Origin of the sequence: Streptomyces sp. JH34, from assembly GCF_029428875.1 — a bacterium.
Lineage (GTDB): Bacteria > Actinomycetota > Actinomycetes > Streptomycetales > Streptomycetaceae > Streptomyces.
On sequence record NZ_JAJSOO010000001.1, the window covers coordinates 3,019,947 to 3,042,278 of the forward strand.

At 69.9% G+C, this 22,332-nt stretch carries 25 protein-coding genes, 4 tRNA genes and 1 pseudogene; 12 read left to right on the top strand and 18 right to left on the bottom strand.

Annotation, left to right across the window (positions count from 1 at the left end; translation table 11 throughout):
- Positions 1-125: 125 nt before the first annotated feature.
- The 6 genes from LWJ43_RS13160 to LWJ43_RS13185 form a co-directional block, all read right to left on the bottom strand.
- Positions 126-1,037, bottom strand: coding sequence for an SCO4651 family lipoprotein (locus tag LWJ43_RS13160; protein ID WP_277332447.1), 912 nt, complete (start codon positions 1,035-1,037; stop codon positions 126-128).
- Between the two features lie 147 nt (positions 1,038-1,184).
- Positions 1,185-1,907, bottom strand: a complete 723-nt coding sequence (rplA, locus tag LWJ43_RS13165) for a 50S ribosomal protein L1 (RefSeq protein WP_277332448.1) — start codon at positions 1,905-1,907, stop codon at positions 1,185-1,187.
- Between the two features lie 82 nt (positions 1,908-1,989).
- Positions 1,990-2,424, bottom strand: coding sequence for a 50S ribosomal protein L11 (gene rplK, locus LWJ43_RS13170; protein ID WP_018550660.1), 435 nt, complete (start codon positions 2,422-2,424; stop codon positions 1,990-1,992).
- A 177-nt stretch (positions 2,425-2,601) separates the two neighbouring features.
- Positions 2,602-3,480, bottom strand: coding sequence for a transcription termination/antitermination protein NusG (nusG, locus tag LWJ43_RS13175; RefSeq protein WP_277332449.1), 879 nt, complete (start codon positions 3,478-3,480; stop codon positions 2,602-2,604).
- 74 nt (positions 3,481-3,554) lie between these two features.
- On the bottom strand, positions 3,555-3,842 hold the full coding sequence (gene secE / locus LWJ43_RS13180; RefSeq protein ID WP_277332450.1) for a preprotein translocase subunit SecE: 288 nt from the start codon (positions 3,840-3,842) through the stop codon (positions 3,555-3,557).
- Between the two features lie 106 nt (positions 3,843-3,948).
- Positions 3,949-4,021: transfer RNA gene (locus LWJ43_RS13185), tRNA-Trp, on the bottom strand.
- A gap of 214 nt (positions 4,022-4,235) precedes the next feature.
- Here LWJ43_RS13185 and LWJ43_RS13190 point away from each other — a divergent pair.
- Together LWJ43_RS13190 and LWJ43_RS13195 are read left to right on the top strand one after the other, a co-directional pair.
- On the top strand, positions 4,236-5,462 hold the full coding sequence (locus LWJ43_RS13190; RefSeq protein ID WP_277332451.1) for a pyridoxal phosphate-dependent aminotransferase: 1,227 nt from the start codon (positions 4,236-4,238) through the stop codon (positions 5,460-5,462).
- A 124-nt stretch (positions 5,463-5,586) separates the two neighbouring features.
- Positions 5,587-6,600, top strand: coding sequence for an adenosine deaminase (locus LWJ43_RS13195; RefSeq protein WP_277332452.1), 1,014 nt, complete (start codon positions 5,587-5,589; stop codon positions 6,598-6,600).
- A 377-nt stretch (positions 6,601-6,977) separates the two neighbouring features.
- On the opposite strand, the gene LWJ43_RS13200 is transcribed toward LWJ43_RS13195, so the two are convergent.
- The 6 genes from LWJ43_RS13200 to LWJ43_RS13225 all read right to left on the bottom strand — a co-directional run bounded on the left by LWJ43_RS13200 (position 6,978) and on the right by LWJ43_RS13225 (position 9,582).
- Positions 6,978-8,033, bottom strand: coding sequence for a UDP-N-acetylmuramate dehydrogenase (locus LWJ43_RS13200; RefSeq protein ID WP_277332453.1), 1,056 nt, complete (start codon positions 8,031-8,033; stop codon positions 6,978-6,980).
- A gap of 111 nt (positions 8,034-8,144) precedes the next feature.
- Complete coding sequence (locus tag LWJ43_RS13205) at positions 8,145-8,573, bottom strand: MaoC family dehydratase (RefSeq protein ID WP_277332454.1); 429 nt, start codon at positions 8,571-8,573, stop codon at positions 8,145-8,147.
- Complete coding sequence (locus LWJ43_RS13210; protein WP_277332455.1) at positions 8,570-9,025, bottom strand: MaoC family dehydratase N-terminal domain-containing protein; 456 nt, start codon at positions 9,023-9,025, stop codon at positions 8,570-8,572. The genes LWJ43_RS13205 and LWJ43_RS13210 overlap by 4 nt, the downstream gene beginning before the upstream one ends.
- A 112-nt stretch (positions 9,026-9,137) precedes the next feature.
- Positions 9,138-9,302: a 50S ribosomal protein L33 gene (rpmG, locus tag LWJ43_RS13215; RefSeq protein ID WP_003956487.1), complete on the bottom strand. Its 165-nt coding sequence runs from the start codon at positions 9,300-9,302 to the stop codon at positions 9,138-9,140.
- 89 nt (positions 9,303-9,391) lie between these two features.
- Positions 9,392-9,464 (bottom strand) — tRNA-Met (locus LWJ43_RS13220).
- Between the two features lie 45 nt (positions 9,465-9,509).
- Positions 9,510-9,582, bottom strand: a tRNA-Thr gene (locus LWJ43_RS13225).
- 296 nt (positions 9,583-9,878) lie between these two features.
- Here LWJ43_RS13225 and LWJ43_RS13230 point away from each other — a divergent pair.
- From LWJ43_RS13230 to LWJ43_RS13270, 9 genes and pseudogenes are all read left to right on the top strand, one after another.
- Positions 9,879-11,102 (top strand): amidohydrolase family protein, encoded by a 1,224-nt coding sequence (locus LWJ43_RS13230; protein ID WP_277332456.1) that lies wholly within the window; start codon positions 9,879-9,881, stop codon positions 11,100-11,102.
- A 34-nt stretch (positions 11,103-11,136) separates the two neighbouring features.
- The gene (locus tag LWJ43_RS13235; RefSeq protein WP_277332457.1) at positions 11,137-11,793 is read left to right on the top strand and encodes an SDR family oxidoreductase; all 657 of its coding nucleotides are present in this window, start codon (positions 11,137-11,139) and stop codon (positions 11,791-11,793) included.
- A gap of 200 nt (positions 11,794-11,993) precedes the next feature.
- A complete protein-coding gene (locus LWJ43_RS13240; RefSeq protein ID WP_277332458.1) occupies positions 11,994-12,656 on the top strand; it encodes a DedA family protein in 663 nt (220 codons plus the stop codon).
- 92 nt (positions 12,657-12,748) lie between these two features.
- Positions 12,749-13,972: a sensor histidine kinase gene (locus tag LWJ43_RS13245; protein ID WP_277332459.1), complete on the top strand. Its 1,224-nt coding sequence runs from the start codon at positions 12,749-12,751 to the stop codon at positions 13,970-13,972.
- Positions 13,963-14,607: a response regulator transcription factor gene (locus LWJ43_RS13250; protein WP_277332460.1), complete on the top strand. Its 645-nt coding sequence runs from the start codon at positions 13,963-13,965 to the stop codon at positions 14,605-14,607. The genes LWJ43_RS13245 and LWJ43_RS13250 overlap by 10 nt, the downstream gene beginning before the upstream one ends.
- 101 nt (positions 14,608-14,708) lie before the next feature.
- Positions 14,709-15,941, top strand: a complete 1,233-nt coding sequence (locus LWJ43_RS13255) for an MFS transporter (RefSeq protein WP_277332461.1) — start codon at positions 14,709-14,711, stop codon at positions 15,939-15,941.
- Between the two features lie 298 nt (positions 15,942-16,239).
- Entirely contained in the window at positions 16,240-17,067 is an 828-nt protein-coding gene (locus LWJ43_RS13260; RefSeq protein WP_277332462.1) for a hypothetical protein, read from the top strand.
- Positions 17,064-17,441 carry a transcriptional regulator gene (locus tag LWJ43_RS13265; RefSeq protein ID WP_277332463.1) on the top strand — a complete coding sequence of 126 codons (378 nt, stop codon included), beginning with the start codon at positions 17,064-17,066 and terminating at the stop codon, positions 17,439-17,441. The genes LWJ43_RS13260 and LWJ43_RS13265 overlap by 4 nt, the downstream gene beginning before the upstream one ends.
- Before the next feature lie 92 nt (positions 17,442-17,533).
- Positions 17,534-17,830, top strand: a pseudogene (locus LWJ43_RS13270) (hypothetical protein); the annotation flags it as partial.
- A 312-nt stretch (positions 17,831-18,142) separates the two neighbouring features.
- On the opposite strand, the gene LWJ43_RS13275 reads toward LWJ43_RS13270, so the two are convergent.
- Together LWJ43_RS13275 and LWJ43_RS13280 are read right to left on the bottom strand one after the other, a co-directional pair.
- Entirely contained in the window at positions 18,143-18,733 is a 591-nt protein-coding gene (locus LWJ43_RS13275; RefSeq protein WP_277336070.1) for a hypothetical protein, read from the bottom strand.
- A 397-nt stretch (positions 18,734-19,130) separates the two neighbouring features.
- Positions 19,131-19,212 (bottom strand) — tRNA-Tyr (locus tag LWJ43_RS13280).
- Between the two features lie 163 nt (positions 19,213-19,375).
- On the opposite strand from LWJ43_RS13280, the gene LWJ43_RS13285 reads away from it, so the two are divergent.
- Positions 19,376-19,864: a YajQ family cyclic di-GMP-binding protein gene (locus LWJ43_RS13285; RefSeq protein ID WP_014154639.1), complete on the top strand. Its 489-nt coding sequence runs from the start codon at positions 19,376-19,378 to the stop codon at positions 19,862-19,864.
- A 98-nt stretch (positions 19,865-19,962) separates the two neighbouring features.
- Here LWJ43_RS13285 and LWJ43_RS13290 read toward each other — a convergent pair whose 3' ends face one another.
- From LWJ43_RS13290 to mscL, 4 genes are all read right to left on the bottom strand, one after another.
- Positions 19,963-20,235: a GlsB/YeaQ/YmgE family stress response membrane protein gene (locus LWJ43_RS13290; protein ID WP_277332464.1), complete on the bottom strand. Its 273-nt coding sequence runs from the start codon at positions 20,233-20,235 to the stop codon at positions 19,963-19,965.
- A 79-nt stretch (positions 20,236-20,314) separates the two neighbouring features.
- On the bottom strand, positions 20,315-20,707 hold the full coding sequence (locus LWJ43_RS13295) for a YccF domain-containing protein (RefSeq protein WP_277332465.1): 393 nt from the start codon (positions 20,705-20,707) through the stop codon (positions 20,315-20,317).
- Positions 20,704-21,567 carry a zinc metalloprotease HtpX gene (gene htpX / locus LWJ43_RS13300; RefSeq protein ID WP_277332466.1) on the bottom strand — a complete coding sequence of 288 codons (864 nt, stop codon included), beginning with the start codon at positions 21,565-21,567 and terminating at the stop codon, positions 20,704-20,706. The genes LWJ43_RS13295 and htpX overlap by 4 nt, the downstream gene beginning before the upstream one ends.
- 221 nt (positions 21,568-21,788) lie before the next feature.
- The gene (gene mscL, locus LWJ43_RS13305) at positions 21,789-22,253 is read right to left on the bottom strand and encodes a large conductance mechanosensitive channel protein MscL (protein WP_277332467.1); all 465 of its coding nucleotides are present in this window, start codon (positions 22,251-22,253) and stop codon (positions 21,789-21,791) included.
- Positions 22,254-22,332 lie beyond the last annotated feature (79 nt).

Consider the following 22,332-nt stretch of genomic DNA (forward strand, 5'->3'; position numbering starts at 1 on the left):
AGGTTTAGGAGCCTGTCGGAGGGCTCACGGGCGGCGCCTGAGCCGCCCCAAGCCGGCGTACGAGGACGGGCCCCGCAGTCTCCGAAGAGGCTGCCGGGGCCCGCCCCTCGTACGTCGCAACTGGATCAGGTGGTCGCGGGGTCCGCGGCCTGCCCGATCCCCTTGAGCATCTCCATCAGGTCGAAGGTCTCCCCCGCAGGCGGCGCCTCGACGGCCACGCCGGTGCCGTAGTCCGAGTAGTCGACGACCATCGTGATCTCACCCTGGGCAGTTCCCACACCGACGTCCATACGCCTCGGGTAGCCGTCCTCGTCGACCCACATCTCTGTGTCGTAGCCCGTGATCCCGTTCCTCTTCCCGTTGGCCAGCAGGGATTTCCGCTGCTCTTGCGTAAGGAGTCCGAGCGAGTCGTTGGCCTTCAGCATCTCGTCGAACGAGATGGAGCCCTTGTAGTGCTGCGTGTCGACGCCGCCGAGCTTCTCCGCACCGACGCGCTTGACGTCCGGGGACTCCAGGAGCAGAGCGATCTGCTGAGCCGGATCCTGGTTCACGCCGCCCAGTCCACGGGACATCTGCTGCTGGGCACCGGCGTTTCCGGACGCCCCCGCGATGGCACCGAGGTCCATCTTCATCCAGCGCTTGCCGTCCATCTCGGCGGCGGCCGAGGCACCCATGTCCATGTACATGACGTTGTTTGCCATGACCACGCGGATCTGCTCCGGAGCGTTCGGAGCGGCCTGAAGCGCTTCACCCTTCATGGTCATGTCCATCACGGTAGGCCCCCAGCCCATCGTGCCGTCCATTTCCATCGTGCCGCCACCGGCGGCGTCGGGCCTGTCCAGGGTCATGTGCACCTTGGCCGACTTGGCGGCCGCGGTCTTCTTGTACGCGGCCGTCAGCACCTCTGTCACCGGCGCCCCCGCCTTCGGTGCCTCCGCCGCCGGGTTCTTCTCGCCGCCCTGGCAGCCCGCGACCCCAGCGACCACGACCGCCAACGTCAGCGAGACGCCCACCCGTCTCCATGCCGACATGCTCATGCCCCACCCCTGTGTGTGTTGTCGAACCGTTGAACGGTAACCCACCCCATTGACAGCCCGCCGCATGAAAAAAACCGTCCCCCCGCCGCTCCGGAGAGCAGCGGGGGGACGGTTTTAAGGTCACGCGATCCGCGACCACCGTCATGTTCAGACGGAGGCCGGGTCCTCCTCGACGAGGAGGTTACGCACGCGGTTGGAGTCCAGCGGGATGCCGGGGCCCATCGTCGTGCTCATGGTCGCCTTCTTGATGAAGCGACCCTTCGCGGCGGACGGCTTCAGACGGAGGATCTCCTCCAGGGCCGCGCCGTAGTTCTCGACCAGCTTCGTGTCATCGAAAGAGGTCTTTCCGATGATGAAGTGCAGGTTCGAGTGCTTGTCGACGCGGAACTCGATCTTTCCGCCCTTGATGTCGTTGACAGCCTTGACGACATCGGGGGTGACGGTGCCGGTCTTCGGGTTCGGCATCAGACCACGCGGACCGAGCACGCGGCCCAGGCGGCCGACCTTGCCCATGAGGTCCGGCGTGGCGACGACGGCGTCGAAGTCCAGACGGCCCTTCGCCACCTCGTCGATGAGCTCGTCGGCGCCGACGATGTCGGCGCCCGCGGCTTCCGCGGCCGCAGCACGGTCACCGGTCGCGAAGACCAGGACCCGGGCGGTCTTGCCGGTGCCGTGCGGGAGGTTCACGGTGCCACGGACCATCTGGTCGGCCTTGCGAGGGTCAACACCCAGGCAGAACGCGACCTCGACGGTGCCGTCGAACTTGGTGGCGGCGGTGTCCTTGGCGAGACGGACGGCCTCGAGCGGGGCGTAGGTACGCTCCCGGTCGATCTTCGCGTCCGCAGCGCGGAGGTTCTTGCTGCGCTTCACATCTACTCCTGTGGTTTTCAGAGTGTGGAGTCGTGGTGCGGACCAGCGCTTGGTCCTACCACTGTGGGGCTACGGGGCTGACTCAGCCTTCGACCGTGATGCCCATGGAACGGGCGGTGCCAGCGATGATCTTCGACGCGGCGTCGAGGTCGTTGGCGTTCAGGTCGGGGAGCTTGGTCGTGGCGATCTCGCGGACCTGGTCGGCCGTGAGCTTGGCGACCTTGGTCTTGTGCGGCTCGCCGGAGCCCTTGTCCACACCCGCGGCCTTGAGGATCAGCTTGGCGGCCGGCGGAGTCTTGGTGATGAAGGTGAAGGAGCGGTCCTCGTAGACCGTGATCTCCACCGGCACGACCATGCCACGCTGCGACTCGGTCGCGGCGTTGTAGGCCTTGCAGAACTCCATGATGTTGACGCCGTGCTGGCCCAGTGCGGGACCGACCGGCGGCGCCGGGTTGGCCGCACCGGCGTTGATCTGGAGCTTGATAAGCCCCGTGACCTTCTTCTTCTTGGGAGGCATTGCTCTCTCCGGGTCCTAGTGAGAGTGTTTCGCCGCCATTCCGGTCGTCCGGATGGAGGCATACCGCGCAACGATAACGGGTATAGCTGCGCGACCAAAAACCGAGCAGGTCAGACGGGCTGCGAAGCCTGTCTGACCTGCTCGGTAGGCATGTGTCCAGGAACGGGCGGAAAGCCGTCAGTTCTTCTGGATCTGGTCGAAGCTGAGCTCGACCGGGGTCTCGCGACCGAAGATCTCGACGAGGCCCTTGACCTTCTTCGAGTCGGCGTTGATCTCGTTGATCGTCGCCTGCAGGGTCGCGAACGGGCCGTCGGTGACGGTGACCGAGTCGCCCACCTCGAAGTCCAGGACCTGGACCTCGACCTTGCGGGCCGGAGCCGGCTTGCCCTCGGCCTCGGCCGCCTCGCGGGCCGCCTTCTCCTCGGCCTCGGGGGCGAGCATCTTGACGATCTCGTCCAGGGTCAGCGGGTACGGGTCGTAGGCGTTGCCCACGAAGCCGGTGACGCCGGGCGTGTTGCGGACAACACCCCAGGACTCGTTCGTCAGGTCCATGCGCACCAGGACGTATCCCGGGAGCTTGTTCTGACGGACGTTCTTCCGCTCACCGTTCTTGATCTGGACGATCTCTTCCTCGGGCACCTCGGCCTGGTAGATGAAGTCCTCGACGTTGAGCGAGACGGCGCGCTGCTCCAGGTTGGCCTTCACGCGCTTCTCGTAACCGGCGTACGTGTGGATGACGTACCACTCACCGGGAAGTCCGCGCAGCTCTTCGCGCAGGGCGGCGACGGCGTCGACGGGGGCGGCCGGCTCGGCCTCCTCGTCGGACTCCTCCTCGGCGGACTCGTCGTCCTCGGCGGGCTCGACGGCCTCGTCGTCCTCTTCGGACTCGGCACGCACGGCGTCCTGCTCGGCGGGCTCGCCCGCGGCGGCGTCAGCAGCGTCGACCTGGTCCGGGGCCACGGCATCCGCCGCCTCGACGATGTCGAGCTCGTCCTCGGCGGACTCGACGGCGCTCGCCGTGGGCTCGGCGTCGTCGTTCAGGTTCGGGTCAGACACGATGGCTGCTTCTTCCTGGATACATATGGGTGGAACATGCGAAAGGGGCGCCGATGAGGCGCCCTCCGCGGGGATCAGCCGAAGACGTACTTGATGACCCGCGCGAATCCGAAGTCAATCACGGTGACGAGACCGATCATCACGACCACGAACGCGATCACGACGGCCGTGTAGGTCGACAGCTGGCTACGCGTCGGCCAGACAACCTTGCGGAGCTCGGCGATGATCTGGCGGTAGAACAGCGCGAGACGGCCCAGAGGGCCCTTCTTTCCGCGCTTGCCGCCCTTCCGGGTCTTCTTCTTCGACTCGGGAGCTTCGTCCTCGGCATCAGGCATGTCGATGGAGCCCACGGCGTCCGTCACGCTACTCACCTGATTCCGGGTCATGGCCGTGCCGCGCCCGGTGGAGCCGCACGGCGGTGCATTGAAGTACGTACATGCGCACACATCCTGGCGAAGGAGTGTGTAGCAGGGCCGGAGGGACTTGAACCCCCAACCGCTGGTTTTGGAGACCAGTGCTCTACCAATTGAGCTACGACCCTTTGTGGTTTCCACCAACCTACCGCATCCTCCCCGGTGGGCCGGTTGGGAAAACGGTGTGGCTGATGAAGGCCAACGACAGGTGAGTGTACGTGCTCAGGGGCGCCGCGTCGAACAGACCACAACCGACCGGTCCTGTCCGGATGCTGTCCGAGTCCTGTCCGGTCCCTGAAACCCCTGTGCCGGGGGCTTTTCCGGTCTGCGAGCATGGGGGGCATGAGCGCTGCAACTTCTCCGTCCGAGCGCCGGGTCTCGGCCCGCATCGGTGCGATCTCCGAGTCCGCCACCCTCGCCGTCGACGCCAAGGCGAAGGCCCTCAAGGCCGCCGGGCGTCCGGTGATCGGCTTCGGCGCCGGTGAGCCCGACTTCCCGACACCCGACTACATCGTGGACGCCGCGGTCGAGGCCTGCCGCAACCCGAAGTACCACCGCTACACCCCCGCCGGCGGGCTTCCCGAGCTCAAGGCCGCCATCGCGGAGAAGACGCTGCGCGACTCCGGCTACGAGGTCGACGCGTCCCAGATCCTGGTGACCAACGGCGGCAAGCAGGCCATCTACGAGGCCTTCGCCGCGATCCTCGACCCGGGCGACGAGGTCATCGTCCCCGCGCCGTACTGGACCACCTACCCGGAGTCCATCCGTCTCGCCGGCGGTGTCCCGGTGGAGGTCGTCGCCGACGAGACCACCGGCTACCGGGTCTCGGTCGAGCAGCTGGAGGCCGCGCGCACCGAGCGCACCAAGGTCGTCCTGTTCGTCTCCCCGTCGAACCCGACCGGCGCCGTGTACAACGAGGCCGACACCGAGGCCATCGGCCGCTGGGCCGTGGAGCACGGCCTGTGGGTCATGACCGACGAGATCTACGAGCACCTGGTCTACGGCGGGGCGGCCGCCGCCTCGCTCCCCGCGGTCGTGCCGGAGCTGCGCGACAAGTGCATCGTGGTCAACGGCGTCGCCAAGACGTACGCCATGACCGGCTGGCGGGTCGGCTGGATCATCGGGCCCAAGGACGTGGTGAAGGCGGCGACCAACCTGCAGTCGCACGCCACCTCCAACGTCAGCAACGTCGCGCAGGTCGCCGCGCTGGCCGCCGTCTCCGGCCCCCTGGACGCGGTCGCCGAGATGCGGACCGCCTTCGACCGCCGCCGCCGGACGATCGTGCGCATGCTCAACGAGATCGACGGCGTGCTCTGCCCCGAGCCCGAGGGCGCGTTCTACGCCTACCCGTCGGTGAAGGGCCTGCTCGGCAAGGAGATCCGCGGCAAGCGCCCGGCGGACTCCGTCGAGCTCGCGGCCCTCATCCTGGACGAGGCCGAGGTGGCCGTGGTCCCGGGCGAGGCGTTCGGCACCCCGGGTTACCTGCGGCTGTCCTACGCCCTGGGCGACGACGACCTCGTCGAGGGCGTCTCGCGGCTCCAGAAGCTGCTGGGCGAGGCCCGCGACTGACGCGGAGCACCCGTGCTGTGAAGGTGACCCCCGGTTCCGCCCGGGGGTCACCTTTTTGTTCGAGGGGTAACTCACAGGGGGATCCAGCTACCGCCGCACCCCCTCGGTGCGGCAAGATCCTTCAATGGAGCGTGACGTACGGCTGTTGCCAAAGGCCCATCTGCACCTGCACTTCACCGGGTCGATGCGGCCGACGACCCTGCTCGAACTCGCGGACAAGTACGGTGTTCGCCTCCCCGAGGCACTGACCGGCGGTGAGCCGCCCAAGCTGCGGGCCACTGACGAGCGCGGCTGGTTCCGCTTCCAGCGCCTCTACGACATCGCGCGGTCCTGTCTGCGCTCACCCGAGGACATCCAGCGCCTGGTGCGCGAGACGGCCATGGAGGACGTCGCGGACGGCTCCGGGTGGCTGGAGATCCAGGTCGACCCGACCTCGTACGCCCCGCTGCTCGGCGGGCTGATCCCGGCGATCGAGATCATCCTGGACGCCGTGGACCGTGCGGCACGGGAGACCGGGCTGGGGATCCGGGTGGTCATCGCCGCGAACCGGATGAAGCATCCGCTGGACGCCCGGACGCTGGCCAGGCTCGCCGTGCGGTACGCGGACCGGGGCGTCATCGGCTTCGGGCTCTCCAACGACGAGCGCCGCGGGATGGCCCGTGACTTCGACCGGGCCTTCGCCATCGCCCGCGAGGGCGGCCTGATCGCCGCCCCGCACGGCGGTGAGCTGTCCGGCCCCTCCAGCGTCCGGGACTGCCTGGACGACCTCGACGCGGCCCGGATCGGGCACGGCGTCCGGGCGGCCGAGGACCCCCGGTTGCTGCGCACGCTCGCGGAGCGGGGGGTGACCTGCGAGGTCTGCCCGGCCTCCAACGTGGCACTGGGCGTCTACGAGAAGCCCACCGATGTACCCCTGCGCACTCTGTTCGACGCCGGGGTACCGATGGCGCTGGGCGCGGACGACCCGCTGCTCTTCGGCTCGCGGCTGGCCGCGCAGTACGACCTCGTGCGCCGGCACCACGGCTTCACCGACGAGGAACTGGCCGAGCTGGCCCGGCAGTCCGTGCGGGGGTCGGTGGCACCCGTCGAGGTGCGCGAGAAGCTGCTCGGCGGGATCGACGCGTGGCTGGCCGGCTGACGCCTGCCGGCAGGGTGCGCGCGAGCGACTCGGCGAGGTCGTCCGGCGGCTTCCCGGCACCGCGGGTCTCGGAGGCGGAGACACCTACACAGCGGCGGGGCTGCCGCGCAGGCGCCGGCCCGGGCGTCCACGGCCCGCACGATGCTCGGCTCGCAGACGAGGGGTCGGCCAGGAGATCGTGCGGCAGGCGTCCGCGGCGGCGCACGAGGTGACGGCGGCGGGTCCGCGATCCCTCCCGCCTTCCGTCCTCAAGGCGGTGTACGCCGATCTGACGCGCATGGAGGCCGCGCGTCGGTACGGCCGCCGAAGCTGACGAACGGCCCTCGGCCGGGGACGTACCGCACGGTCGTGGGCGTCGCCCACTGACGCCGGCACCTCTACAGGCTGACGCCGACCGTGACCGGTTCGTTGACGAGCGTGACCCCGAAGGCCTCGTGGACCCCGGCGACGACCTCGCGGGCCAGTGCCAGCAGGTCCTCGGTGGTCGCGCCGCCCCGGTTGGTGAGGGCGAGCGTGTGCTTGGTGGAGATGCGCGCCGGGCCCGTGCCGTACCCCTTGGTGAAGCCCGCCTTGTCGATGAGCCAGGCGGCCGAGGTCTTCACCCGCCCGCCGCCCGCGGGGAAGACGGGCGGCGTGACGTCGGCACCGAGGCGCTCGCCCGCGCGGGCGAGGAACGCCGCGTGCTCCGCCTCGTCGAGGATCGGGTTGGTGAAGAAGGACCCGGCCGACCAGGTGTCGTGGTCCTCCGGGTCGAGCACCATCCCCTTGCCCGCCCGCAGCCGGAGGACGGTCTCGCGGGCGGAGGCGGCGGGAACGCGATCACCCTGCTCGACGCCCATGGTCCTGGCCGTCTCGGGGTAGAGGAGGGGCGCCGACTGTCCGCCCGCGTCCTCGAGACCGAACCGGACCCGCAGCACGACGAAACGGTCGGGCTCGGCCTTGAATCGGCTGTGGCGGTACGAGAACGCGCACGCCTCGTTGGGGAGGGTGACCGTCTCCCGGGTGTGCCGGTCGTAGGCGACGACCTCGGTGATGACCGAGGACACCTCCTGCCCGTAGGCGCCGACGTTCTGGATCGGCGTCGCCCCGGCGGATCCGGGGATCCCGGCGAGGCATTCGATGCCGGCCAGCCCCGCCTCGACCGTACGGGCCACGGCATCGGTCCAGACCTCACCGGCGGCCAGTTCGAGCGCCGTACCGGAGAGCTCGAAGCCCTCGGTCGCGATGCGCAGGGCTGTTCCGTCGAAGCCCTTGTCGCCGATGACCAGGTTGGAGCCGCCGCCGATGATCAGCAGCGGCGTGCCGCTGTCGTCGGCCTCGCGTACGGCGGCGACCACCTCGGCGTCAGTGGTGGCCGTCAGGAGACGGTTGGCCGGACCGCCGAGCCGGAAGGTGGTCAGGGGGGCGAGGGGGGCGTCGTGGAATTCCTGCACGGGGACAAGAGTACGGTCCGTGGCCGTGCCGCCCCAGCGGGGCCACCGAGCGCGCGGAGGGGCGCCCTCCTCGGGAGGGCGCCCCTCCGGCCCGGCAGAGGCGGCCGTACGTCAGGCCAGGCGGACGACGGCGCGGGACAGGCCCAGCACCTTCTTGTCGTCGCTCGTCACCGTCAGGTCGACCCGCACGAGGTTGTCGTCCAGCTTCGCCGCGACCTTGCCGCTGACCTCGATCAGGGCCCCGGTGTCGTCGTTGGGCACGACCACCGGCTTGGTGAAGCGGACGCCGTACTCGACGACCGCGCCCGGGTCGCCGGTCCAGTCCGTGACCACCCTGATCGCCTCGGCCATGGTGAACATGCCGTGCGCGATCACGTCCGGCAGACCGACCTCGCGCGCGAACTTCTCGTTCCAGTGGATCGGGTTGAAGTCTCCGGAGGCGCCCGCGTACTGCACCAGGGTCGCCCGCGTCACCGGGAACGACCGCGCCGGCAGTTCCGTACCGACCTCGACCGCTCCGTATGCGATGGTCGCCGTCATGACGCCTCCTCGGCGGCACGCGCCACCAGCTTGGTCCACGCGGTCACGACGTGCTCACCGGACTCGTCGTGCACCTCACCGCGGATGTCCACGATGTCGTTGCCCGCCATCGACTTGACGCCCTCGATGGTCGAGGTGACCGTCAGCCGGTCCCCCGCCCGCACGGGACGCACATGGGCGAACTTCTGGTCGCCGTGCACCACACGGCTGTAGTCCAGCCCCAGCTGCGGGTCCTGGATCACCTGGCCCGCCGCCCTGAAAGTGATCGAGAACACGAACGTGGGCGGAGCGATCACGTCCGGGTGTCCCAGAGCCTTGGCGGCTTCCGGATCGGTGTAGGCGGGGTTGGTGTCACCCACCGCCTCCGCGAACTCCCGGATCTTCTCCCGGCCGACCTCGTACGCCGGGGTGGGCGGATAGGTCCGCCCCACGAAGGACTGGTCGAGCGCCATGAGCCCGGTACCTCCTGGTGAAATGTCGAATAGGCCGAAGAACAGCCCTAGCCACCACATAAAACGACACGAGGCCGCCCCCAGTGGGGACGGCCTCGTGTACGAGCCTGTTTCAGCGCGTTTCGCGGTGCGCGGTGTGCGAGTTGCAGCGCGGGCAGTGCTTCTTCATCTCAAGACGGTCCGGGTTGTTACGCCGGTTCTTCTTGGTGATGTAGTTCCGCTCCTTGCACTCCACGCAGGCCAGCGTGATCTTCGGGCGGACGTCGGTGGCAGCCACGTGAGTGCTCCTTGGACGGACGGATGGACGGATGAACGCATAAAAGAGTAGCCGATCGAAGGACCGACCCAACAATCGGCTACCGTTAGTAGCGGTGACCGGACTTGAACCGGTGACACAGCGATTATGAGCCGCTTGCTCTACCGACTGAGCTACACCGCTTTGATGCCGAGATCCCCCGCCGAAGCGGGTTCACCCGATCACCAGAGCCCCAATGCGGAATCGAACCGCAGACCTTCTCCTTACCATGGAGACGCTCTACCGACTGAGCTATTGGGGCGAGCGAGGAAGACATTACACGGTCTGTCGCCGATCGCCCAAATCCGTTTCCGCCGCCCACACCGGGACCACTCCCGCCTCCGCGCGACCCCTGCGGGCGCCCCCCTGATCAGGCCCTTGATCAGCCCGTACGCCGACTCCGCGGGCCGTCCCACGGGCCTCCGCCGCACCTCTGCCCGCACCTGCCTCGCAAGGCCACATTCGTACGACTAATTCGGCCTTCCCAGGAGCGTGCCGGGCCCACGCCTAGGCTCGGCGCACTCTGCGTGATCTTGCTCGTCCCCCAGGAGCGGCGCGATGCCCGAAAACACCGGTGACGCCTCCGCGCTCCTCCTCGGCGGGGCACGACTGGCGGACGGCCGCGTCGTCGACGTGCGGATCGGTGGGGCCCGCATCGAGGCGGTCGGGGCCGCAGGCAGCCTGACGGTCGAGGGGACCCGCCTGGACCTGCGCGGCCACCTCCTGCTGCCCGCTCCCGCCGAACCCCACGCCCACGCCGACACGGCGCTCACGAGCGCCGCGGAGGGCCCGCCGCCCCACCGGCCCGTGGACGTCCGGCGCCGCGCCACCGAGGCCGCGCTGCTGCAGCTCGGCCACGGGGCCACCGCACTGCGCGCCCACGTGCGGGTCGGCGGCGTCAAGGGCCTCGGCGCCCTGGAAGGGGTCCTGGCCGCCGGCCGTTCCCTGCGCGGACTCACCGAGCTGACCGCGGTGGCCGTCCCCCGGCTCCTCACCGGCGTCGCGGGCGCGGACGGTCTCGCCGCGCTCCGGGACGCCGTCGACATGGGTGCGGGTGTGATCGGAGGCCGTCCCGACATCGACCCCGACCCGGCCGGCCACGCCGACGCCGTGCTCGCACTCGCCGCCGACCGGGGCCGCCCCGTCGACCTGCACACGGACGGCGGCGACCCGGCCCTCCTCGCCCGGCTGGCCGCCATGGCCGGAGGCTTCCGCCCCGGCGTCTGTCTCGGCCCCTGTGCGGGCCTCTCACGGCTTCCCGGCGACGAGGCGGCCCGCACCGCCGACCGGCTCGCCGCCGCCGCCGTGACCGTCGTCTGCCTCCCCCAGGGCGGCTGCTCCTGCGCCGGGCTCCGCGGAATCCCGCCGGTGGGACTGCTGCGCGCCGCCGGGGTACGGGTGGCGGCGGGCAGCGGGGCCCTGCGCGACACCTCCAACCCGGTCGGGCGGGGGGACCCCCTGGAGGCGGCGTACCTGCTGGCCTCGCAGGACGGCCTCGCCCCCGAGAGCGCCTACGACGCCGTCTCGGGAGCCGCCAGGGCGGCCCTGGGACTGCCGGGGGTGCGCGTCGAGGCCGGTTTCCCCGCAGAGCTGCTCGCCGTACGCGGGGACGGTCTGGCCGGGGCTCTCTCCCTCGCCTACAGCAGGATCGTGGTGCACCGCGGACGCGTGGTGGCGCGGACCAGCGCCGTACGCGAGTACCTCGACTCCGGGGCCGCGGCGGCGGCCCTCGACCTCCCGCGCCAGGGACGGGCCGATTCCGGTTACGGCGGCGGGCCTTGAGCGCGAGCGGCCCATGCGGCGTACGGTCGAAGGCATGCGCATTGTCATTGCAGGTGGACATGGTCAGATCGCGCTGCGGCTCGAGCGGCTGCTCGCCGCGCGCGGTGACGAGGCGGTGGGCGTCATCCGCAACCCGCAGCAGGGCGAGGACCTGAGGGCGGCGGGCGCCGAGCCCGTCGTGCTCGACCTCGAATCGGCGTCCGTCGAGGAGACGGCGGAGGTGCTGCGCGGGGCCGATGCCGTGGTCTTCGCGGCCGGAGCGGGCCCGAACAGCGGCTCGGCCCGCAAGGACACGGTGGACCGGGGAGCGGCCGTGCTCTTCGCGGACGCGGCGGAACGGGCGGGAGTGCGACGCTACGTCGTGGTGTCCTCCATGGGCGCCGACCCGGACAACCGGGGTGACGAGGTCTTCGACGTCTACCAGCGGGCGAAGGGCGAGGCGGACGCGTACGTCCAGTCCAGGAGCGCCCTGGACTGGACGATCCTGCGCCCAGGGATGCTGACGAACGACGCGGGCACCGGCCAGATCCTGCTCGCCGCCTCGACGGGCCGCGGCCCGGTCCCCCGGGACGATGTGGCGGCGGTGCTGGTGGAGCTGCTGGACACCCCTGCGACGGCGGGTCTCACGCTGGAGTTGATCAGCGGGAACAAACCGGTGACGGTCGCGGTGAAGGACATCGCGGGCAACTGAGCGCGGTGGTCCGGGCCGAGGCGGCCGGCCCGCCGACGCGGCGGCCGCCCGGGGGTGCGGTTTTCCTCAGGTCTCACCTGCGGAGAGCCGCACCGGACCGGACGGGCATCCGCATACCGCCGCTGAGCTGCGGTTTCTAACGTGGAGGGCGATCGGGGCACACGCCCCGGGACGATGCCCCTGCCACTTGGAGACTTCTCATGCATCTCACGTACGCGGCCCCGCTCCAGGAACCGGCGGGCGGCATCGCGGGCTGGGCGGCCGGACTCGTAGAGGCCATGGGCGGCCCCGGAGCCGGCCTGGCCATCGCGCTGGAGAACCTCTTCCCTCCGCTGCCGAGCGAAGTGATCCTGCCGCTGACCGGGTTCGCCGCCGGGCAGGGGGTCATCAGCCTGGCTTCCGCCCTCTTCTGGACGACTCTCGGCTCTGTCACGGGTGCCGTGGTCCTGTACTGGATCGGCATGGTCTTCGGCCGCGAACGCATGCACACCCTCTGGGGGAAGCTGCCGCTGGTGAAGGCCTCCGACCTGGTGCGCACGGAGGAGTGGTTCACGAAGCACGGCACCAAGGCGGTCCTCCTCGGCCGCATGGTGCCGATCTTCCGCAGCCTCGTCTCCGTCCCCGCCGGGGTCGAGCGCATGCCGCTGCACCTCTTCGCCGTACTGACCACGCTGGGCAGCCTGATCTGGAACTCCGTACTGGTGCTGGCCGGTTACTGGCTGGGCGACCGGTGGGAGTCGGTGGAGACCTACGTGGGGTTCGCCTCCAAGGCCGTTCTGGTCGCGGTGGTCGCGGCCGTCGCGACGTTCGTGGTCCTGCGTCTGCGAGGCGCCGACCACGCCCAGCACCGCCGTAGTTCATGACCTGCCCCGGGCGACCACGGGCCACGGCGCGGCCTTCGCACCCCTCCGGACGATCTTGCTGCGGTCTCACGGCCGTACTAGGCTCCGCCGTCGTGCAGGGGGACCCAGCAGGTGCCGCCACCCGTCACCTCCCCGGCCGGCCGGGACAGGAAGGCTCCGGCGCGGACGAGGACATGGACGGCCGGACACCCTCCTGGGCGCTCAGGGTGACGGGAGTGCTCCTCGGCTGTGCGACCGCCTCGGCCGGAGTCCTCGCCGTCCTCCTCGCCGGTGTCGTTCTCGGGCCGTTCCTGCTGTGGCCACGCGCCCGGCCCGGGGCGTTCGGCCTTCTCATGGTCGGAGCCCGAAGGCTCGCGGGAATCGACCGGATGCGGAGATCCCTCTTCTTCGGCGACCGGTTCCCGGAACACTACGAGTCCTGCGACCGGAAGATCCTCCACTACCTGGCGGTCCGCGGCGGTACCGGGCTGCTGTGCGGTGCGGTGATCGGACTGCTGGGTTTCGGAGCCGTCCTGGCGGGCCTGTTGCTGAGAGGCGCGGTCCAGGGGTCGCTCCGGTGGGACGAACTGCTGACGCAGGCACTCCTCGGCGGTGTACTGCTCTTCCTCGGCCTGCAGGGGCTCCGCTCCCTCGTCGCTCTGGACTCCCGGCTCGCCCGCGGGTGCTTCGGCCCCTCCGAACAGGAGTTGCTGCACCGGCGCATCGACGAACTGGCCGTCAGCCGGGCTGCCGTCGTGCGGGCGGTGGACGCCGAACGCCGGCGCATCGAACGGGACATCCACGACGGGATCCAGCAGCGGCTGGTGGCCCTGGCCATGCTGCTCGGCCGGGCACGCAGGGGGCGCGACCCCGAGCAGGCGGACGCTCTGCTCCACCAGGCGCACCAGGAGTCGAGGGAGGTGCTCGCGGAGCTGCGCGAAGTGGCCTGGCGGGTCTACCCCTCGGCGCTCGACGACCTGGGGCTGGAAGAGGCGCTGGGTGGGGTGGCCGAGCGCTGCGGCATCCCGGTCCGTACGGAATTCGCCGTCCACGGGCCGCTGCCACGGCCGGTGGAGACCGCCGCGTACTTCGTGGTGTCGGAGACCGTGACCAACGCGGCCAAGCACTCGGGCGCCACAGCCGTATCGGTTCACGTGCTGCTCGACGGCCGGGTACTCACGGTGCGTGTCCGGGACAACGGCAAGGGCGGCGCGGACCCTGCGGGCGTCGGCCTCAGCGGCCTGCGCAGCCGGGTGGACACACTGGACGGAGCCCTGCACATCGACAGCCCCGAGGGGGGACCCACCATGGTGACCGCGGAGCTTCCATGCGTCTGATGCTCGCCGAGGACTCGACCCTGCTGCGGGAGGGCCTGGTCCGGCTCCTCGTCGAGGAGGGGCACGAGGTCCTGGCCTCATTCGGTGACGCGGTGTCCCTGCTGCACGAGATGGGGACGCGGCAGCCGGACGTCGTCGTCCTCGACATCCGGATGCCTCCGACGCACACCACCGAAGGGCTGCGTGCCGCGCTGGAGATCCGCGAACGGTGGCCGGAGACCGGGGTGCTGGTGCTGTCCCAGCACATCGAGCGCCACTACGCGGCCCAACTGCTGGCCTCCGGCGCGGAACGGGTGGGGTATCTGCTCAAGGACCGGGTCGCCCAGGTCGACGAGTTCCTGGAGGCGTTGGAGCGCATCCAGGCGGGTGGCGCCGCGCTCGATCCCGAGGTGGTGCGGCAACTGGTCATCCGCTCCACGCACGGGGATCCTCTGGGCCGTCTCACACCGCGCGAGCGCAGTGTCCTGGAACCTCTGGCCGAGGGACTCACCAACACCGCGATCGCGAGACGACTGCACATCTCGGTGAGCGCGGTGGAGAAGAACCTCAACGCGATCTTCGACAAGCTGGAGCTGTCGCGCACCACCGGTCACAGCAGGCGGATCCTGGCGGTCCTGAGGTACCTGGAGTCGTAGGCGCGGCACGACCGCCGCTCCCCGACGCCGGCGTCCGCCCCCGGGTCCACGGGGCGAGGCGTTCCGGTCCGCCGGAGCGTCCGCGGGATAGCGTCGGCCGCATGGACGGTGACCCTGCTCGCCGAGGTTGGCTCCCCTGCTTTCTCAGCGGGGCGGTGTTCGCCGTGTGCATGGCGGGGACCACCCTGCCGACCCCGCTCTACGGCCTCTACCAGGCCAAGCTCGGGTTCTCCGAGCTGACGGTCACCGTGGTGTACGCCGTGTACGCCTTCGGCGTCATCGGGGTGCTGCTGCTGGCGGGGAACGCCTCCGACGCGGTGGGCAGACGCCCCGTACTGCTCGGGGGCCTGGCCTGCGCGGCAGCCAGTGCCGTCTGCTTCCTGTGCGCCACCGCTCTGGTCTGGCTCTACGCGGGGCGGCTCCTGTCGGGCCTGTCGGCCGGGCTGTTCACCGGGGCGGCCACCGCGTACGTCATGGAGCTGGCGCCCGGCAAGGGTTCCCCCCGGGCCTCGTTCGTGGCGACGGCGGCCAACATGGGCGGTCTGGGCTGCGGGCCGCTGCTGGCCGGGATCCTCGCCCAGTACGCCCCGTGGCCGCTGTACCTGCCCTTCGTCGTGCACCTGGTGCTGCTGGCCGTCTCGGCGGCCGTCCTGTTCGGCCTGCGGGAGACCGTGCGCGAGCGACGGCCCCTGAACACCGTCCGTCCGCGGAGGCCGGGGCTCCCACCCGAGGTCAGAGCGGTGTTCGGACCCGCGGCGCTCGCCTCCTTCGTCGGCTTCGCACTGTTCGGGGTATTCACCTCGGTCAGCCCGGCGTTCCTCTCAGAATTCCTGGACGTGGACGACCACGCGGTGAGCGGGCTGATCGTCGCGCTGGCCTTCTTCGCCTCGATCGCCGGGCAGTCGGCTGTCGGCCGGATCGGCGAGCGGCGGTCCTTGCCGCTCGGCTGCGCGGGCCTTCTCGGCGGACTGGCGCTGCTCGCGGGCGCGTTGTGGTGGCAGTTGCTGCCCCTGGTGGTCCTCAGCGCGGTCCTCGGCGGCGGAGGCCAGGGGCTGGCTTTCCGGGCTGCCCTGTCACAGGTGGCCGCGGCTTCGCCCGCTGACCGGAGGGCGGCGGTGATCTCGACGCTGTTCGTGGTGGCGTACGCGGGCATCTCGCTGCCGGTGATCGGCGTGGGCGTCCTGTCCGGCCACGTCGGCCTGCAGGACGCGGGGCTGGTCTTCATCGCCTGTATGGCCGTCCTGGTCACGTGCGCCGGCGTCTACCTGCTGCGGCGCCCGCCCGGAACCGGGGACGAACCTGCCCGCCGAACCGACGGGCAGCGTTCCCGCTGATCAGGGCCCGTCAGGTTGTCCGCTCCACCTTCCGCTACGTCCTGCGCACCGCCTCTCGCTCAGCCTTCCGTGTTCCTCCGCACGTCCGCTCCGTACTGCCGCTCCGTACTGCCGTTCTCTTCGACCGATCCGTTCGTCCGTTCCGTTCTTCCGGCGGGGCCGGACGCGGACCGGAGCAGCTGTTCGGCCAATAACTCTTGACTGCCGTGCACTTTGCATTACAAAGTGATTCCTGGGAGCGGCCTGACCGGCCGCCGTTGGCCTGCGCTGCCGAAGCGCGACCGCACAAGGGGGCATCATGGGAACACCGTCGACGGACAGCGCGGGACGGGAACCGAGGGCGCGGGCGGCCGACCTGCTGGCCGCGACGGAAGGCCTGAGGGCCAGGACCCGCGCGCAGCTGAACGGCTCCTGGACATCCCTTCTCGTGTTCGGACTGCTCGCCCTGGCGGCGGCCCCGATCGCCAGGTACGCCTTCAACTTCGGCGCCCACGGCCGCAGCATCGACTCCTATCCGGCCTTCGCGTACGCCGAGTTGACGGGCCTGTGCGTCGTCCATGAACCCGGATCCCCTTGCCTGCAGGGCGAGTTCGACGGTGCTGTCCTGCGTTTCGTCGCTTGGGGCGTCTGGTTCGGGCTCCTGCCCCTGGCGTGGTTCGCCGTGGCTCGCTGGTACCGCGTGCGAGGCGAGTCCAGGGGCGTAGTCCCCCGCAGGGCGTGGATCCGCATCACCGCGGCAGCCACCGTGGCGATCGCGGCCGCGCTGCTGGCGCTGCTGTTCGGCAGGAACCAGCCGTGGGAGGCCGTCGTGCTGGAGAACCAGTACGCCTCCCCGTGGTATCTCGTCGGTATCGGGTTCGTCGCCCTCGGGCTGGCCGAGCGCAGTTGGATCGCCGCGGCAGCCGGCATCACTCACGCACTGCTGCTCACCGGCTACCTCGGTGCCTCCTGGGGCAGCGGCTGGCTCCCCTGGCAGCACCCCGTCGACCCCGGCTGGACCGATGGACCACAGGCCAAGGCACTCGTGCTCGCCGCCGTCCTGCTCCTCGCAGGCACGGCCGAGTGGGCCGCCTCCCGCCGTCGGGCCGCAGCGGCCGGCGCGGGGGCGGGTACGGTTGCCGCATGAGTGTCGGAGGCGCGGCCGCCACGGGGGACGACCAGGAGGAACTCCACCCCACCCGGTCACTGGACGACACCGTCCATCAACGGGTGCGGCTGGGTGTCCTCGCCATCGCCCGAGAGGCCGACCGGGTCGAGTTCGGCTTCCTGAAGAAGCACCTGGCCGTCACCGACGGAAACCTCTCACGGCACCTGCGTGTACTCGAGGAATCGGAACTGATCTCCCTCGAGAAGGGCTACGCGGGCCGGCGCCCCAGGACATGGATCTCCCTCACCCGTGAAGGCGCTCAGGCCCTGGAAGCCGAGCTCAGCGCCCTGCGCGCACTCGTCCTCCGCCTGGAAAGCCCGCACGCGGCTCCCCCCGGGACGCTCGGCTCGTAGCTGATGCGTCGACGGTCCACCCGACCCCGCCTGCAGCAACGGACCGGCGCATGAATCGGGATGAATGCGCATCACAAGGCTAAAGTCACCGGGTGACCCGAACCGAGGAGACCGCCGAGGGCGCGGGGCCGTTCACCACCCGGCTGACGTGGCACCTCAGCGACGGAAGCACCGCTGTCTGGGAATCACGAGCGGCACGCAAGCGCGGCCGCCTCACCGTGCGGGCCGCAGGCGAACCGGAGTCCCGTCCGCGAAGCGCGGACACCGTGTCGGTGGCTCGTCTCCGCAGGCTGAACGCCCTCGGGGCGGGTGCGTTCGCCGCCGGTGGAGGCCTGTTCGCCTTCGGGGCCGCGGTGGCCCAGTTCGGCAGGATCGAGGCGACGGGCGCCTGCAGGGACGCAACTCCGGCCTCACCCGCTTCGCGGAACTCTCCGGCCTCACCGACGCCCGGCAGTTCCCCTCCGCGGGCAGCCCCTACCCCGAGGACACCGAGTGGCCGGACGGCGACCGACTCTTGCTGGCGAACCTGCACGGTGGCGAGGGGGTCCGCCTGGTCGTCTGGTTCGACGGCCGGCTCCACCAAACCACCGAGCCTGAGCCCGGCAGCCGGATGCGCGTGGCAGGTGCGGTGTCCGCTCCGTCACCGACCCCTACGTCCGCGCGGCCTCTCCCGAGCGCTTCACTGTCGACCCCACGCAGGCCTAGGCCTCAGGGTCGACGGAAGTGCGTTTGTAGTGGCATGTGTAGGGATAGGGGTCCCCGCCGTCCGCGCGGACCGTCCCGTCCATCCACAGCTTTCCGTGCTCCAGATAGAACGGCAGAGACTGATAGTCGCTGTGATTCTTGAAACTGAGCACCAGATAAGGCGTCAGGCCGGGGTCGTTGTTGACCCCATGCCATATCCCGTCGCTTGAAAGACGCGTCACCTGCGAGTCCGGCACGGGGCCGTCCCACTGGACCGGAAAGTCGTTGCTGGAGAAGGTGTAGTCGTCGCGTAGCCGGACGATCGGTGACCCGCATTCCCCCTCCCCGTCCCACCGGCCGACCAGTTCGGCATGAGTGACGGCCTTCGGAGTGGGGGCGGGTTCGGCTGTCCCGCAAGCGGACGGGGCGAATGCCAGCACGGTGGCAGTCGCGAGGCTGGCGCCGATGCGAAATATGTCGGATTGCACGCTGTCTGCTTCCAGCCGTTGGATGACGCCCAGTCTGCCCGTCGGTGATCCGAAGGAGACGGCCTGGCCGGTGCTGGACGAGATCAGGCATTCGTTGTCACGGTGACGGTCCAGCTCCACGGCCTCGAACTCGTCCTTACCCAGGCCCTTCGCGCGCCCAACCGCCCCAGGGGCCGGGAGCTCGGGCTGACTGTTGGGGACCGCTTCTTCGTCGGCGCATCCAGCGGCCCCAGCACCAGTGCCCCGTCAGCCCGGACGGCGGCTCGCTGCCCGCCGACGCCACTGCGCAGCTCGTCCCCCGCGGTTACCACCTGCAGTACCTAACCCACCCCAGGCCCCTCCCACGCGACTGGAGCCCTCATCCTGCCTGACGCGTCGGGGGCGAACCCGAGCGCCTCTCACTACGGAACCGACAGCCCGTTCTTCGGGTGGCTGTACTCCGCGGCCCACCGTCCACGCACGAAAAAACCCCGCCCGACCTGCGGTTAAAGCAGGTCGGACGGGGTTTCCCGTCCTGTGGCGGCGCCAGGGTTCGAACCTGGGTAGGCTGAGCCGGCAGATTTACAGTCTGCTCCCTTTGGCCACTCGGGCACACCGCCTGGAACGACGCCTCGGATCCCCGTCAGGGCTCCTTGGCGACGACGTAAACGATACCCGATACCCGGGGGTGCTACGCCACCCGGTTGATCAGCACCGGGCACGAGCGCGGGTGGCTAGGCTTTGTGCCGTACCCAACGCATACGACGCAAGGAGCCACACGTCATGGCCGACTCCAGTTTCGACATCGTCTCGAAGGTCGAGCGGCAGGAGGTCGACAACGCCCTCAATCAGGCCGCCAAGGAGATCTCCCAGCGCTACGACTTCAAGGGCACGGGCGCGTCGATCTCCTGGTCCGGCGAGAAGATCCTGATGGAGGCGAACGGCGAGGAGCGGGTCAAGGCGATCCTCGACATCTTCCAGTCCAAGCTGATCAAGCGCGGGATCTCCCTGAAGTCGCTGGACGCGGGTGAGCCGCAGCTTTCCGGCAAGGAGTACAAGATCTTCGCCACGATCGAGGAGGGCATCTCCCAGGAGAACGCCAAGAAGGTGGCCAAGATCATCCGGGACGAGGGCCCGAAGGGTGTCAAGGCGCAGGTCCAGGGCGAGGAGCTGCGGGTCAGCTCCAAGAGCCGGGACGACCTGCAGGCGGTGCAGGCGCTGATCAAGGGCAAGGACCTCGACTTCGCCGTGCAGTTCGCCAACTACCGGTAGGGCGTTCGCTGCCGAGTGCAGCATGTCGCGGGCGGGGCGGGGCGTGCCGGGTGGCACGGCCCGCCCCGTCGCCGTGCGCGGGGCCGCGCGGGGCGCGGTCAGCGGCGGTCGCGGGAGTTGCCGAAGAGCAGCCGGTAGGCGATCAGCAGGACCAGGGAGCCGGCGATGGCGGCCACCCAGGTGGCCGTGTCGTAGAAGTCCGTGCTGATGGGGCGGTCGAGGAAGCGGGACGACAGCCAGCCGCCCAGGAAGGCACCCACGATCCCGATGAGGGTGGTGCCGACGATGCCGCCGGGGTCGCGGCCCGGCAGAAGGATTTTGGCTATGGCGCCGGCCAGCAGCCCCAGGATGATCCAGCTGATGATGCTCATGTTCGCGTTCCTACCCGTCGCTTGTTCCTGCAAGCCAAGACGCCTGCGCGGGCGGGCGGGTTCCGGCCGGGCCGTCCTGTCAGCGGGTGGCGAACGGCTGGTCGGTGCGGACGATCTCCTTGCCGAAGGGCATCAGAGAGACGGGGATCAGCTTGAAGTTCGCGATGCCCAGCGGGATTCCGATGATCGTGACGCACAGGGCGATGCCGGTGAAGATGTGGCCGAGCGCGAGCCACCAGCCGGCCAGGATCACCCACAGGACGTTGCCGATGAGGGAGCCGCCGCCGGCGTCGTGACGGTCGACGACGGTGTAGCCGAAGGGCCAGAGGGCGTAGACGCCGATGCGGAACGCGGCGACGCCGAAGGGGATGCCGATGATCGTGATGCAGAGCAGGAGTCCCGCGGCCATGTAGCCGAGGAACATCCAGAGCCCGCACAGGACCAGCCATATGACGTTCAGGATTGTCTTCACGGTCGATAACCTGCCATCTGCTCGAGTCGGGCGATGCGATCGGCCATGGGCGGATGGGTGGAGAACATCTTGGACATGCCCTGGCCGGGACGGAACGGGTTCGCGATCATCATGTGACTCGCGGTCTCGATCCGTGGTTCGGGTGGGAGCGGAAGCTGCTTGGTCCCGGCGTCGAGCTTGCGCAGGGCGGACGCCAGGGCGAGGGGGTCACCGGTGAGCTGGGCGCCGGACGCGTCGGCCTGGTACTCACGGGAGCGGCTCACGGCGAGCTGGATCACGGAGGCGGCGAGCGGGCCGAGGATCATGACGAGGAGCATCCCCAGGAGGCCGGGGCCGTCGTCGTCGTCGGACCGGCCCACGGGGATGAGCCATGCGAAGTTGACGAGGAACATCACGACCGAGGCGAGGGCGCCCGCGACGGACGAGATGAGGATGTCGCGGTTGTAGACGTGGCTCAGCTCGTGCCCGAGGACGCCGCGCAGTTCACGCTCGTCGAGGATCTGGAGGATCCCCTCGGTGCAGCACACGGCGGCGTTGCGCGGGTTCCTGCCGGTGGCGAAGGCGTTGGGCGCCTGGGTCGGGGAGATGTAGAGCCGGGGCATGGGCTGACGGGCCGCCGTCGAGAGCTCGCGCACGGTGCGGTAGAGCTGCGGGGCCTCGAATTCGCTGACCGGTCGTGCCCTCATGGCGCGCAGGGCGAGCCTGTCGCTGTTCCAGTACGCGTAGGCGTTGGTCGCGAGCGCGACGAGAACGGCCACGACGAGGCCGGTCCGTCCGAAGAAGCTGCCGATGACGATGATGAGGGCCGAGAGGCCCCCGAGGAGTACAGCGGTTTTCAGCCCGTTGTGCCGGCGGTGCACGGTACGCCCTCCTAAGTGGTGCAGCAGGGGAACCCTTGCTCGGTGGTGCTCCACTCCCCAGTGGAGCCTCCCGTACTGGTCAACGCGAGGCGAGGGAAGCTAGTTCCCTTGTGCGAGGTGGCCGGGGGCACAGGCAGAAGGGGCGGATCCGGTCGGATCCGCCCCTGGGCCGTACGGGTGGCCTGTCCGCCGCGGACGGGTGGAACCCCCGCGGCGGTGCGTCAGCGCTGCGCGGGGAGTCCCGCGAGGGCGCGGGCCTCGGCGTCCGGCTCCACGTCACTGGTGCAGTGCGCGCAGCGGGTGGCGACGGCGGGGATCTCGGTGAAGCAGCGGGGGCAGTCGCGCAGGGCGGCCTTGATGTCCGCCTTCTGCTCCTCCTCCTTAGCCGTGAAGCGGTTCTGGACCTTGGCCATCGGCAGGACGACCAGGAAGTAGAGGACCGCTGCGGTGATGATGAAGGCGATGGCGGCGCTGATGAAGAGGCCGTAGGGGAACTCCACGCCGTCGACGGTGTAGGAGGCCTTGCTGAAGTCGCCCGTACCCCGTGTGAAGAGACCGATCAGCGGCACGATGAACGCGTTGCTGAAGCCGGTGACGACGGCGGTGAAGGCGGCTCCCACGGCGAGGCCGATGGCCATGGAAATGACGTTCCCGCGGAGGATGAAGTCCTTGAAACCGTTCAGCACCGCTCTGACTCCTCTGTGCTCTTCGTGCGTGCTCTTCATACGTGCTCGTCTTGCGTGCGCTGTTACGTGACCTGTGCAC